Source organism: Novosphingobium sp. AP12, assembly GCF_000281975.1.
GTDB lineage: Bacteria > Pseudomonadota > Alphaproteobacteria > Sphingomonadales > Sphingomonadaceae > Novosphingobium.
On the sequence record NZ_AKKE01000029.1, the window covers coordinates 1 to 13322 of the forward strand.

General features: G+C 63.5%; 10 protein-coding genes. 9 read left to right on the top strand and 1 reads right to left on the bottom strand.

Translation table 11 applies throughout. From position 1 onward, the window contains the following. Positions 1 to 172: 172 nt before the first annotated feature. The 7 genes from PMI02_RS05945 (at position 173) to PMI02_RS05975 (ending at position 9896) form a co-directional block, all read left to right on the top strand. The gene (locus tag PMI02_RS05945; RefSeq protein WP_238538996.1) at positions 173 to 1324 is read left to right on the top strand and encodes an efflux RND transporter periplasmic adaptor subunit; all 1152 of its coding nucleotides are present in this window, start codon (positions 173 to 175) and stop codon (positions 1322 to 1324) included. Next, positions 1324 to 4473, top strand: coding sequence for an efflux RND transporter permease subunit (locus PMI02_RS05950; RefSeq protein WP_036502533.1), 3150 nt, complete (start codon positions 1324 to 1326; stop codon positions 4471 to 4473). The genes PMI02_RS05945 and PMI02_RS05950 overlap by 1 nt, the downstream gene beginning before the upstream one ends. 1 nt (position 4474) lies before the next feature. Further along, a complete protein-coding gene (locus PMI02_RS05955; RefSeq protein ID WP_007680154.1) occupies positions 4475 to 5968 on the top strand; it encodes an efflux transporter outer membrane subunit in 1494 nt (497 codons plus the stop codon). Positions 5969 to 6088: 120 nt separating this feature from the next. Further along, positions 6089 to 6988, top strand: coding sequence for a LysR family transcriptional regulator (locus PMI02_RS05960; protein ID WP_007680156.1), 900 nt, complete (start codon positions 6089 to 6091; stop codon positions 6986 to 6988). 166 nt (positions 6989 to 7154) lie between these two features. Next, positions 7155 to 7910 (top strand): SDR family oxidoreductase, encoded by a 756-nt coding sequence (locus PMI02_RS05965; RefSeq protein ID WP_007680158.1) that lies wholly within the window; start codon positions 7155 to 7157, stop codon positions 7908 to 7910. 77 nt (positions 7911 to 7987) lie between these two features. Beyond that, positions 7988 to 9103: an NADH:flavin oxidoreductase gene (locus PMI02_RS05970; protein WP_007680162.1), complete on the top strand. Its 1116-nt coding sequence runs from the start codon at positions 7988 to 7990 to the stop codon at positions 9101 to 9103. A 127-nt stretch (positions 9104 to 9230) separates the two neighbouring features. Continuing rightward, positions 9231 to 9896 carry a glutathione S-transferase family protein gene (locus PMI02_RS05975; RefSeq protein ID WP_007680165.1) on the top strand — a complete coding sequence of 222 codons (666 nt, stop codon included), beginning with the start codon at positions 9231 to 9233 and terminating at the stop codon, positions 9894 to 9896. A gap of 66 nt (positions 9897 to 9962) precedes the next feature. Here the strand turns inward: PMI02_RS05975 and PMI02_RS05980 are convergent, their stop codons facing one another. Continuing rightward, positions 9963 to 10883 carry an AraC family transcriptional regulator gene (locus PMI02_RS05980; RefSeq protein WP_007680168.1) on the bottom strand — a complete coding sequence of 307 codons (921 nt, stop codon included), beginning with the start codon at positions 10881 to 10883 and terminating at the stop codon, positions 9963 to 9965. 169 nt (positions 10884 to 11052) lie between these two features. Between PMI02_RS05980 and PMI02_RS05985 the strand changes: the two genes are divergently transcribed. Further along, positions 11053 to 11799 (top strand): SDR family NAD(P)-dependent oxidoreductase, encoded by a 747-nt coding sequence (locus PMI02_RS05985; RefSeq protein WP_007680170.1) that lies wholly within the window; start codon positions 11053 to 11055, stop codon positions 11797 to 11799. Between the two features lie 113 nt (positions 11800 to 11912). Then, the gene (locus tag PMI02_RS05990; RefSeq protein WP_007680172.1) at positions 11913 to 13316 is read left to right on the top strand and encodes an MFS transporter; all 1404 of its coding nucleotides are present in this window, start codon (positions 11913 to 11915) and stop codon (positions 13314 to 13316) included. Positions 13317 to 13322: the final 6 nt, after the last annotated feature.

The following is a 13322-nucleotide window of genomic DNA, read 5'->3' on the forward strand; positions in this document are numbered from 1 at the left end:
CCGCGCCCATGGGATCTTTTTACCTCGCATGATTGTCCTGCGGACCACCCGGTCGCGCAGCGCGCCTGCTCGCCCACAGGGAAGCGATATGAACGTAGACACCCAGCTGATGGATGAGGGAAGGTTTGCTCCGACAAGCCGGCACGGGCCCGCTACAGGCAAGGTCCTGATAGTGCTGGCGCTCGTCGCGATCATCGCTGCCGGCTTGTATTTGGCGCTCCGCACAGGGCCAGCCATGGCGCCTGCGCCGCTTCCGCCTGCCGTCGGCGTCATCGCGGTACGCGAAGAGCCGGTCACCTTATCGATCGAATTGCCCGGCAGGGTCGTGGCGCGCGAAGTGTCGGAGGTTCGCCCGCAGATCGACGGCGTGATCCGCCAGCGACTGTTCGAAGAGGGCTCCTACGTCCGGAAGGGGCAGCTGCTCTATGTGATCGAGGATGCACCATACCGCGCCGCGGTCGCGACGGCGGATGGCCGGACGGCGGAAGCCACGGCGAATATCGAGGCCCGCCGTGCCCAAGCCGGCCGCTATGACGATCTGGTCAAGCTCGACGCCGTCAGCCGCCAGGAGGTCGAGACGGCCCGCGCCGCCTATGCGCAGACGAAAGCATCCGTGCGCGCGCAACAAGGCGCTCTCGACGCTGCCCGCATAAACCTGGCCTTCACCCGCATCCGCGCTCCGATCTCCGGCCGCATCGGACGTTCCTTCGTGACGGTCGGCGCGCTGGTGCAAGCGGGGCAGCCGACCGCGCTGGCCACGATCACTCGCACCGACGAGGTCTATGTTGATCTCAGCCAGTCGGCGGACGAGATGCTCGATCTACGGGACAGCTATGAAGCGGGCGATCTGAGCCGAACGGGTTCCGATGTCGCCAATGTCAGATTGATCCTGCCCAACGGGCGTCCCTACGCCCGGCCCGGCAGCATCCGATTTTCCGAAACCATCGTCGATCCGACCACCGGCGCGGTCGCCTTGCGGGCCCTGTTCGCCAATCCCGACGGTCGGCTTCTGCCGGGCATGACGGTGCGCACCGTGCTTCCCGAAGGAACGTGCCGCGGCGCGATCCTGGTTCCGCAGGGCGCGGTGACGAGAGACGAGAAGGGTGACGGCAGGGCGCTGGTGCTCGGCAGCAACAACACGCTGGAGCAACGTACCGTCACGGCTGACAGGGCCGTGGGCGACAGGTGGCTGGTGACGCGCGGGCTGGTGCCCGGCGATCGCATCGTCGTCGATGGATTGACCACGGCCAGGCCCGGCCAGGTCGTGACACCGGTCCCTCCGCAACGAAACGGCGCGGCCGGATCGAAAGGGGCCAGCCAGTGATCGCGACTTATTTCATCGACCGCCCCAAACTTGCCTGGGTTGTCGCCATCATCACCATGCTGCTGGGGCTTCTGGCGCTGCGCGCATTGCCGGTCGCTCAGTTCCCCGATCTTGCTGCCCCGGCCATTGAGATCACCGCCACTTATCCGGGCGCGGATGCTCAGACGCTCGAAACCACGGTTACTCAGATCATCGAGCAGCAAATGAACGGGCTGGATGGTCTTCGCTACATTGCCGCCAAGAGCGATGCATCCGGGACCGCCACCATCACGCTCACCTTCGAGCAGGGCATCAAGGCCAATGATGCCCAGGTGCAGGTGCAGAACAAGCTGCAGCTGGCGACCGCGCTGCTTCCGCCGGAGGTCCAGCGGCAGGGGATCAAGGTCGACAAGGCGGTCAACTACGTCCTGCTCATCATCTCCCTCGTGTCGGCGGATGGCACCCACAACAGTACTGATCTCGGCGATCTGCTCAGCTCGCGGGTGAAGGACCAGATCAGCCGCGTTGCCGGCGTGGGGCAGCTGAACCTGTTCGGCGCGCAGCATGCCATGCGTGTCTGGCTCGATCCGCTGAAGATGTCGGCGCTCAACCTCAGCGTGCAGGACGTCCGTGCCGCGATCTTGGCGCAGAACGCGCAGGTGTCCGCCGGGCAGATTGGGGCGCGTCCGGTCGCGCGGGGCCAGTCGCTAAACGTTACCGTCGGTGCGCAGTCCCGCCTCACGACCCCGAAGGAGTTCGAGCGCATCGTCCTGCGCGTCAATCCCGATCAGTCGAGCGTGTCGCTCCGCGATGTCGCCCGCATAGAACTGGGCGGCGAAAGCTACGCCATCGAAAGCCGGCAGGACGGGAAGCCCGCAGCCGCGCTGCTCGTCAAACTGGCGCCGGGTGCCAACTCGCTCGACACCATGGCCGGCATCAAGGCGCGCATGGGCCAGCTGTCGCAGCAATTCCCGTCCGACGTGAAAGTCGTCTATTCGTTCGACACGTCGGTGTTCGTCGACCGGTCAATCATCAAGGTGATCGAGACGATCGGCGAAGCCTTCGTGCTGGTCTTCCTCGTCATGTTCCTGTTCTTGCAGAGCTGGCGAGCGACGCTCATCCCGGCGATCTCGGTGCCCGTCGTGCTGCTCGGTGCGCTTGCGGCGCTCTATGTCACCGGCTTCACCATCAACACCCTCACGCTGTTCGGGCTGGTCCTGGCCATCGGCCTGCTCGTCGACGATACGATCGTGGTCGTCGAGAATGTGGAACGTCTGATCCAGGAGCAGGGCATGAGCCCGGCCCAAGCTGCGCGCGCTTCAATGCAAGAGATCAGCGGCGCGTTGATCGGGATCGCGGTGGTGCTTTCCGCCGTGTTCCTGCCCATGGCGTTCTTCAGCGGTTCGACAGGCGTCATCTACCGGCAGTTCTCGATCACGATCGCAACGACGATGCTGCTGTCGGTTCTGGTCGCGTTGATCTTGACGCCCGCGCTGTGTGCCAGCCTGCTCAAACCTCATAACCCCGAGCATACCGAACGCCGGGGCTTTTTCGGATGGTTCAACCGCACCTTCGATCGTGGGCGCAACCGCTATGATGGCGCTGTCCGGACCGTATCGCGTCGTTGGGGGCGCTCGCTCGTCCTGTATGGCCTGCTGTGCGCCGGGCTCGTGTTCCTCTTCGTGCGGCTTCCCACCGGGTTCCTGCCCGACGAGGATCAGGGCTCGCTCTTTGCGCTGGTATCACTGCCCGCGAACGCCAGCGCCGAACAGACCGACGCACTGCTGGAGCGCGCCCGCCAGCATATCGTCCGAACGGAAAGTGCCAACGTCGAGACCGTGTTTACCGCCACCGGCTTCAGCTTCAGCGGCCAGGGAGAAAACGCCGGCGTCATGATGCTGCGCCTGAAGGATTGGGAGGACAGAAAGGGAAGCGACAAGAGCGCCGCTGCGATCGCCGGCCGGATCAATGCTGCCATGGCGAAAGATCGCGCGGGCTCGTTCTTCTCGTTCTCGCAGCCGGCAGCACCGGATCTTGGCCAGACGACCGGGTTCGATCTGGAGCTGATGGACGAGGTCGGCCACGGGCACGCAAAGCTCATTGCCGCCAGAAACGCCCTGATCGCGGCTGCAGCCAACGATCCTCGATTGATGGCGGTACGGCCGAATGGGATCGAGGATGCTCCGCAACTCAAGATCGCGGTGGATACCAGGCGCGCCGCTGCCCTGGGGGTCGCGCAGGCGGACGTCAACGACACGCTCGCCAGCCTGTTCGGATCATCGTACGTCAACGACTTCCTCGATCAGGGCCGTGTGAAGAAGGTCTTCCTGCAGGCCGACGAGGCATTTCGCCGGTCCCCGGACGATCTGCAACGGATCTACGTGCGCGGCGCATCCGGCGCGATGGCGCCGCTCTCGGCCTTCGCGAAGACAAGCTGGGCCGTCGGTCCAATGCGGCTCGAGCGCTATAACGGCACACCCTCGGTCGAGATTCTCGGTGCGCCCGGCGCGGGCCAGACGACCGGCTCTGCCATGACCGTGATGAACGACCTGGCGACAAAGCTGCCGGCCGGGTTCAATGTTGGCTGGACCGCGCAGTCCTACGAAGAGGCATTGTCGAGTGGACGCGCGCCGATGCTCTACACCATCTCGATCCTGATCGTGTTCCTGTGTCTTGTCGCCCTGTATGAAAGCTGGTCGGTCCCGCTGGCTGTCATTCTCGTTCTGCCTTGCGGCATCTTCGGCGCCCTGCTGGTCGCCTGGCTGACGGGCCTTGCCAACGACATCTATTTCCAGGTCGCGCTCATCACCACGGTGGGCGTCACGGCCAAGAACGCTATTCTCATCGTGGAATTTGCCGAAGAGAACATGCAGGCCGGCAAGACCGCGTTCGATGCCGTCCGCGAAGCTGCCGAGCAGCGACTTCGCCCGATCCTGATGACATCCCTGGCTTTCGGCTTCGGCGTACTGCCGCTCGCCTTTTCAACCGGAGCAGGCGCCGCGGCGCAGCACGCGATCGGTCGCGGTGTCATCGGCGGAATGCTGACCGGCACCTTCCTCACGATCTTCTTCGTGCCGGTGTTCTTCATGTTGGTGCAGCGGGTGTTCGGACAAAAGCGATCCGCGCCTGCCGTGCCTGCGTCTCCCCACCCAAGCCAGGAGCCGATCTGACATGCGACGCAGAATTTCCTCCGCGATCCTGCTGGCGCTTGGCGTCAGCGCTTGCAGCCTGGCTCCGGATTATCGTCGCCCGGCCATGCCGGTCCCCCTGGCACTGGCTGATGAACCGAGGGAGACTGCCCCGGTCCCCGCCACCACAACCGATCTGCCGTCAGGTTGGCAGACCTTCATCGCCGAGCCGCGCTTGCGGCAGCTCGCCGCGATGGCGATCGCCAACAATCGCGATCTGCGTCTTGCCCTGGCGAACGTCGATATGGCGCGCGCGCAATATCGCATCCGACGCGCGGACTTGTTCCCGACGATTGCAGCGGGCGGCCAGGCCAATCTTCAGAGACTGTCCGCCGATACCCCCGCCGGTTCGATCGGGAGCAATGCGCCGGGCTCATCCGCCGGCGACGGGAGCCGGCGCATTGATACATATTCGGCGGGGGCAAGCCTAAATGCCTGGGAGATCGATCTGTTCGGCCGCCTTCGCAATGAGAACGAGGCCGCACTGCAACGATATCTTGCCACCGACATGGCCCGCAGCTCGGTGCAGATGACGTTGATCGCGGAACTCTCGACCCTTTACGTCCGGCTCGGTGCGGATCAGGATCGCCTCCGAACCACCATCGAGACGCAGAAGGCCTTCGGTGTGACGCAAGCCATCGTGCTGGCCCGCCATGACGCCGGCGCGGCATCGGCGCTCGAGGTACGGCAGGCCATCACCGCCTACGAAAATGTGCGTGCCCAGGTGCAGGCCCTGACGACATCGGTGGCGCAGGATCGCAACGCCCTGGACCTGATCGCCGGTGCACCTGTACCGGCCGACCTGCTACCCGATGGTATCCCAACTGCCGGGATCACCTTGCGCACCCTGCCTGGGGAATTACCCTCCACGGTCCTGCTGAGCCGACCGGATATTCAGCAGGCCGAGCACGAGTTGCAGGCCGCCAATGCGGACATCGGCGCCGCCCGAGCCGCGTTCTTTCCGAGTCTTTCGTTGGTGGGTGCGCTCGGCACGTTGAGCACGGGCATCGGAGGGCTGTTCGCGGGCGGGAGTAATTACTGGGCCGTAACCCCTCAGGCTTCGTTCTCGATCTTCGACGCGGGCCGGGCAAAAGGTGGGATCCGATATGCCGAGGCCGAGAAGCGCGCTATGCTTGCCCGCTATGAACGGTCCATCCAATCCGGGTTTCGCGAAAGCGCCGATGCCCTGGCGCGCCGGCAGACACTCGGCAGCGAAGTCGATGCCCGGCAGCTTCAAAGGAATGCCGCTCGCGAGGCGTATACGCTGGCGCAGGCCCGGTTCCGTTCCGGACTTGATCCATTCCTGGTGACGTTGGATTCCGAACGCGCCTACTATGCCGCTGAACTCGCGCTCCTAGCTATCAGGGAGACGCGCGAAGCCAGCTCCATCGCTCTGTTCCGCGCGCTGGGCGGATGGCCCGGCGCCGATGTTGCTCAGCCGCCAGGTATCGTAGACCACGGGAACGCTGGCATGTAATGCAGGCTTCCCTGGCGCCTCGATGAATGGTCAGCCCACATGGCGCTGCCGCCGGAACCCGGCCCATCTCGGTCGATGCCATCGCCAGCTTCATGCTCCGTTTCGCCAAAGGACCTTTCGTTGGATCAACTTCTCGCCATTCGGGTCTTCGTCCGCATCACCGAAGCGGGTTCCTTTGCGAAAGCGGCGGATTCGCTCGACCTGCCGCGCTCGTCGGTGAGCAAACTGCTTCAGGATCTGGAGCAGCATTTACGCACGAAACTGGTCGAACGCAGCACCCGCGCGCTCACCATCACCCCGGAAGGCGAGGCATACCGCAAGCATGCGTTGAAGCTGCTTGCCGATCTCGATGACATGGACGCCGCCGCCGCCGATGCCCGGTCGAACCCGCGCGGGCGGCTGCGGGTCGATGTCGGGTCATCGCTGGCCAACCTGCTCATCATCCCCCGGCTGCCCGATTTCCGCGCGCGCTATCCCGACGTGGACGTGTTGCTGGGCGTTAGCGATCGCCCCGTCGACCTGATCGGCGAGGGCGTGGACTGCGTCATCCGGGGAGGCGACCTGGCCGACACCTCGCTTATCGCAAGGCGTCTATGCACCCTCCATTCCGTCACCTGCGCCACCCCGGCCTATTTCGCGGCACGCGGCGTTCCGGCTCATCCCAAAGAGCTTGAGGCCGGCCATCTCGGGGTCGCCTATCTCTTTCCGCAAACCGGCCGATCACTGCCGATGCATTACAGCAAAGAAGACGAGGCCTACGAAATCAGCCCGAGGGCGGCAGTGAGCATCAGCGAAAGCACCGCACACACGGCAGCCTTGCTCGCCGGGCTCGGGATCGGACAGATTTTCGGATTCAGCGCGCACCTGCCTTTGGCCCAGGGCCGCCTGACGGCAGTCTTAGAGGACTGGGCCCAACCGACACTGCCGATCCATCTGGTCTATCCCGCCACCCGGCATCCCAGTGCAAAACTGAGGGCGTTCATCGATTGGGCCGTGGAAATATTCGCGCAGCAGAATTGAAATCGGCTTGCCCCGCGCCGCCCAGGCGTCGCGGCCCATCGTCCACCGACATGGATAATGTCTCCATCGCCACGAGCTTCTGCACCTCCCGGCTTCCCCCTACCTGGAGGACAGGGAGCGGGCCCGACGAACCGGGCCGGCCCTTCAAGCAAATCGGAGAATTACCATGTCGGATCGGCTCGACGGCAAGATCGCTGTCATCACGGGTGGCACCAGCGGCATCGGCCTGGCAACCGCCAAGCTGTTCGCCGCCGAGGGCGCACATGTCTACATCACCGGCCGCAGCCTCGACACGCTGCAGGCGGCGCAGGCCGAAATCGGCGGCAACGTCACCGCCATCCAGGCGGATTCATCGAACGTGGCCGATCTCGATCGCCTCTACGAGCAGGTCGGGCGCGAGGCGGGCCGGATCGATGCCCTTTTCGCCAATGCGGGCGGTGGCGGCATGCTTCCTCTCGGCCAGATCACCGAGGAGCATATCGACGATATCTTCGGTCGCAATGTGAAGGCAGTCATCTTCACCGTCCAGAAGGCCCTGCCGCTGCTCATCAAGGGATCGTCGATCATCCTGACCGGCTCCAGCGCCAGCATCGAAGGCGCTGCCGCGTTTAGCGTATACTCCGCCTCCAAGGCTGCGGTCCGCAACCTGGCACGAAGCTGGATTCTCGACCTCAAGGAGGCCGGCGTTCGCGTCAACGTCCTGAGCCCCGGCCCGATCAAGACGCCGTTCCTGCTCGGGTTCGCAGGGGAAGACCCCGCACATCAGCAGGGAATGCTCGATTTTCTCGCGACCCGCATCCCGCTCGGCCGGGTGGGCGAACCGGAAGAAATCGCGCGGGCCGCGCTCTTCCTCGCGTCGGACGATTCGAGTTTCGTCAACGGGACTGAAATCTTCGCGGACGGTGGCCAGGCACAGGTCTGACCACGATCGGAGCTGCCCCGTGGTCTTCGAAAGGCTGCCGGGGCGGCTCCCATTTCAATCGCTACGAGGAGCTGAAAATGCTTGCCACCGATACCCTGTTTCGCCCCTTCGCGCTCAAATCGCTGACCGTCCCGAACCGGATCGTCATGGCCCCCATGACCCGGTCATTCGCGATCGACGGCGTTCCCGGACAAGCCCAGGCCGACTACTATCGCCGCCGCGCGGAAGGCGGCGTCGGCCTGATCCTCAGCGAGGCGGCGATGGTCGATCGGCCCAGTTCGGGAAATGAGCCGACTGTCCCGTCCTTCTACGGGAAGCCTGCGCTGGCAGGCTGGCGCAGCGTCATCGACACAGTTCATTCCGCCGGCGGGCGGATGGGCCCGCAGTTCATGCACGCGGGGTCGGTCAAGAGTTCGGCGATCGACTGGGAGCCGGCCATCCTTCCAGAGAGCCCGTCAGGGCTTGTCACATCCCACATTCCGCGCGGTACTGCGATGAGCGAGGAGGCGGTTGCCGATACCGTCGCGGCATTCGCGAAGGCTGCCGGGCATGCCAGGCGCCTGGGCTTCGACACCGTCGAAATGCATGGCGCCCACGGTTATCTGATAGACCAGTTCTTCTGGTCCGAAACCAACCGCCGATCGGACCGTTACGGCGGCGCGACCCTGCGTGACCGCACGCGGTTCGCCGCCGACATCGTCGCGGCGGTCCGCGAAGAGGTCGGGCCGGACTTCCCGATCATTTTGCGGTTGAGCCAGTGGAAGGGGCAGGATTACGCGGCGCGACTGGCGCAGACTCCGGGCGAAATGACCGAGTGGCTGACGCCGCTCGTCGAAGCCGGCGCGGATATTCTGCACTGCTCAACGCGGCGGTTCTGGGAACCGGAGTTCCCTGAAGTGGACGGGGAGGCAGGGCTCAATTTCGCGGGCTGGGCGAAAAAGCTGACCGGAGCCGCGACCATCAGCGTCGGATCTGTCGGACTGTCGCGCGACGTCGTGAGCGCATTTTCCGGCGAGAGTTCCGATCCGGCCGGCCTGGACGAACTCGTCCGCCGAATGGACAAGGACGAGTTCGACCTGATCGCCGTAGGACGGGCGCTGATCACCGATCCGAACTGGGTGCGCAAAGTCCGGGCGGCCGACTATGCGGGCATGATGCGTTTCGATACCTCGGCTCTCGCCGAACTGGTCTGAGGTCGAAGGGCGGCGCAAATCGCAGGGATTCCAGCGATGATCGCTACCTTGGCCTGCTGATGCCGACCAACACCTACCGGTGCGCCGCGATGCCCGCGATCACCGATCGTCCTTGAAAGGACAGCCAATGGCCTATGATTTCTACTGGATAAGCGGCAGCCCCAATGCGTGGCGCGCCATGCTCGCCCTGGAGTACAAGGGTGTCGAATATGTTTCGCACCGGCTTGATCCGGGCAGGAAGGAACACAAGACGCCGGAGTTCCTGGCGCTCAATCCGCGCGGTACGGTGCCGGTGTTGAACGCCGACGGCGTTGTCATCGCAGAGTCGCTAGCCATCATGGCGTTCCTGGAAAGCGCCCATCCGACCCCCGCCCTGTTCGGAGAAACACCGGTGGAGACCGGCCTGATCTGGCAGCGCATCTTCGAGGTTGTGAACTACGTTCGGGATCCGATCGAGACAGGCGTGGTTCGCGCCATCTCCTATGGCGAAGCCATCAAGGATCCTGAAGCTGCCCGCGTGGCTGCGGTTGTCGCCACCACCAGCTTGGCGTGGTTGGAGGACATTCTAAAGCGTCATCCCTATCTCGCTGGTGAATCAGTGTCCGCTGCCGACATCGCGGCTATGCCCATCCTCCAGATGCTCGGACGCTTCGGCGCCAAGCCCGAGGCAGTCGAACTCGGTCTCGGGTTCGACAACCTCGGTCAGACCCAACCTGCGATCAGCGCGTGGCTGGATCGGCTCAAGACCATACCAGGCTACGATGCGGCCTATCCTCCGCATTGGCGCGGATAACATTCGCCCAATCGGTGCTCCGGATGATGAATGATCGCACGTCAGGAAATCATCTGGAGCGCCAGGTCATAAAAAACCGGCTTCTGCCAAGAATGGGCCGTTGACGTCCTGGTCGCTGGAGGAGGTCGGCACCTTGTAGCGGGCTGCATCACGGCGCGGCGGCAGGCCGAACATCCGCGCGTATTCGCGGCTGAACTGGGAAGCGCTCTCGTATCCCACGGAGTGGGCGATCGAGCCTGCGTCCTTGGCTTCGAACAGCAGCAGGCGCCGCGCTGTCAGCAAACGCAGCCGTTTCTGATATTGGATCGGCGCCATGGAGGTGACCGCCTTGAAGTGCCGGTAGAAGGCCGCGACGCTCATGCTGGTCATTTCGGCAAGTGACTCGGCGCGGATGGGTTCGGCAAAGTTATCCCGGATCCAGCCTATTGCCGGACGTATCTGCGAAAGCCGGCTGTCCGACGATGCAATCTCACGCAGTTTGTCGCCTTGCGGGCCAATCAGCGTTCGAAACAATATCTCGCGCTCGATCATCGGTGCCAGGATCGCAGCCTCCTGAGGTCTGTCCATCAGCCGCATGAGCCGCAACCAGGCATCGATCATTTCCGGGCTTGCTACCGATACCGAGAACCCGGAGGGCGGCGGCGCGGTGTCGCCTGCCTGCATCTCCGCCAGCATGGCCGCGATCGCGGCAGGCTCCAGTGTCAGGCTGACGGCCAGATACGGCTCGCCTGGCCCTTCGGCCTGGATTTCCCCCGTGGCCGGCACGTCCACAGGCACGACGAAATAGCTCGCTTCCTCGAAGCTGAGAATTTTGTCCCCGATCGAAAGGCTCTTTGACCCCTGCAGGACCAGGTGGAGCATCGGCTCATAGACCTGATCCGAACAAGCCTCGGCCCGGACCATCGCCACGCGTGGAAGCCCGGTTTCCGTCCATCTGCTGCCGGCGCGCATCACTATGGTGCGCAACTCTTTCATTGCCTCGATCATGGAGCGGCAGATGGCGTCTGGACCATCGGAAAACAAGCGACTGTGAGAAGAATAGGCAAATAGCAGAGAAGAAGCGGCATGGGTGGAGCCCGCACTAGCCCAATATCGCAACGGCGAGAGAACACCTCCCTCTGCTCTTACAAGATTGCATTACAAGAAGGACGAAACGATGAGATTGAATGACAAACTGGCCGTCGTGACCGGCGCATCAAGCGGCATTGGTGCCGGCATCGCCAAGGCCTTTGCGGCTGAGGGCGCGATGGTCGTCGTCAATTACGCCAACGGCAAGGACAAGGCCGAGGCCGTCGTCAAGTCGATCGAGGCAGCCGGCGGCAAGGCCGTTGCCATGCAGGCCGACATGTCGAAGGCGGCAGATGTCGTGCGCATGTTCGATGCGGTCGCGGCCGACCATGGCAAGATCGACGTGCTGGTGAACAATGCCGGCGTCGCCGTTTTCGAAATGGTCGCGGACGTGACCGAAGAGGCTTTCCACACGCAGTTCAACATCAACGTGTTGGGCTCCTTCCTGGCGGTGCGTGAGGCCTTGAAGAATTTCAACGATGCTGGTGGTAGCATCATCAACGTCAGTTCGATCCTGAGCACCCATCCGTCCGCCGCCACCACGGTCTATTCCGCAACGAAGGGCGCCATCGACACCATGACCTACGGCTTGGCCCGCGAACTGGGGCCGCGCGGCATCCGGGTGAATGCCATCAGGCCGGGCTATACCAATACCCCTGCGACCGATGGCAACTTCGACGGTGATTTCGGCAAGACGCTGCTGGCAGAGACGCCACTCGGCCGCTTTGGCGAGCCTGACGACATCGCCCGCACGGCCGTCTTCCTCGCATCGGACGACAGCCACTGGATAAGCGGCGAATCCATCCGCTCCACGGGTGGCGCGCGCGGCGTCTGACTGACAACATAGGTGCAGATGACTACTTCATAAATCGAGCGCCTGGCGATCCGGCCAGGCGCTCATTCACGCGATCTGTCCGATCGCGTCTCCAGCTTATCAGGAAGATACCCATGTCAGGCCTCCTTCGTGGAAGCGCGGCTTTCACGTCGCGCAGACGCGCGCTTGCCCTCTGGACGGTCCTTGCGGCCCAGCTGATGCTCGCAATGGACCTCATGATCGTCGTGGTGGCGCTGCCACGAATACAAGTCGATCTCGGCTTTAGTGCCGCAGGGCTGACCTGGGTGATAAACGCCTTTGGTATCGCCTTTGGCGGCCTGCTCCTGCTGGGAGGGCGTCTCGGGGACATGATTGGCCAAGTGCGGGCATTCCGCATGGGACTGACTGTATTTGTCGCCGCGTCGCTGCTTGGCGGTATCGCGCAGGAGCCGTGGGTCCTGATCATGGCGCGGGTCTTTCAAGGAGGCGGCGCGGCGCTGGCGGCGCCAAGCGTCCTGGCGTTGGTAATGGTCATGGCACGCAATGAAGCAGAGCAGGCGAAAGGCCTCTCGATGTTCATTGCCGTCTCATCGACAGGGGCATCCGCAGGCTTGATCCTAGGAGGAGTCCTGACCGAGCTCCTGTCATGGCGCTGGGCCTTACTCATCAATGTGCCAGTCGGCGTATTGGTTGTCATCGCGATCGGACGGCTTGTCGCCGAAACCCATCCAAGGCGATCTCGACTCGACTATGTCGGAGCGCTCACCGGGACGATTGCATCCGGCGCACTTACCTATGGGTTTATCAGCGCAGCCGACAACGGTTGGGCGGCGGTTGGCACGCTATTCTCGTTTGTCGCTGCCGCACTGCTTTTGGGCCTCTTCATACAGACCGAGCGGGTTCATCCCAACCCGCTACTCAACCTCAGCCTGCTGCAGGACCGGTCACGCCTTGCAGCGCTTACGGTGATGGCGGTGATCGTCGGCATGCATTTCGCCATGCTTTTCATGCTGGTCCAGTATCTTCAGCGCGTGCTTGGCTGGACGCCATTTGCAGCAGGCCTGGGCTATCTGCCTCTCACGCTGGCTGTAGCGATGATCAGTCGTTTTGCGCCACGATTGATTGCAAGGTTTGGGTCTCGTGCCCTGCTTATCTCCGGCAGTCTGGTCGTCGCTCTCAGCATGCTGGGCTTTGCTTTTCTGGCGGCTGACAGCCGCTATTTTCCGGCCGTCCTCGTCCCTCTTTTGATCCATGCCATCGGCGTCGCCTTGATCTTTGCGCCGGGTACGGTCGCCATCATGCATGGCGTGCCTGAAGAGCATGCCGGTGCGGTATCTGGGCTTCTGCAAATGGACCAGCAGATTGGCGGTGCGCTCGGTATCGCGGTCATCACGTCCATTTATGCCGCTGTAGCGACGCCTGACCAATTCGCGTCGGGCCTCTCTGCTGCTTTCGTCGGCGGGGCAATGATCGCAAGCCTGGGCGCAGTCATCGCTTGGAAAGCTGGCACTCAGCGAGCAGCGCGGGAGCAATCCTGAGCGCCA

Bases quoted from the DNA above. Each gene is read 5' to 3' on its own strand.
- PMI02_RS05990 (WP_007680172.1), top strand. From the start codon at position 11,913: ATGTCAGGCCTCCTTCGTGGAAGCGCGGCTTTCACGTCGCGCAGACGC.
- PMI02_RS05980 (WP_007680168.1), bottom strand. From the start codon at position 10,883: ATGATCGAGGCAATGAAAGAGTTGCGCACCATAGTGATGCGCGCCGGC.
- PMI02_RS05975 (WP_007680165.1), top strand. From the start codon at position 9,231: ATGGCCTATGATTTCTACTGGATAAGCGGCAGCCCCAATGCGTGGCGC.
- PMI02_RS05985 (WP_007680170.1), top strand. From the start codon at position 11,053: ATGAGATTGAATGACAAACTGGCCGTCGTGACCGGCGCATCAAGCGGC.
- PMI02_RS05965 (WP_007680158.1), top strand. From the start codon at position 7,155: ATGTCGGATCGGCTCGACGGCAAGATCGCTGTCATCACGGGTGGCACC.
- PMI02_RS05970 (WP_007680162.1), top strand. From the start codon at position 7,988: ATGCTTGCCACCGATACCCTGTTTCGCCCCTTCGCGCTCAAATCGCTG.
- PMI02_RS05955 (WP_007680154.1), top strand. From the start codon at position 4,475: ATGCGACGCAGAATTTCCTCCGCGATCCTGCTGGCGCTTGGCGTCAGC.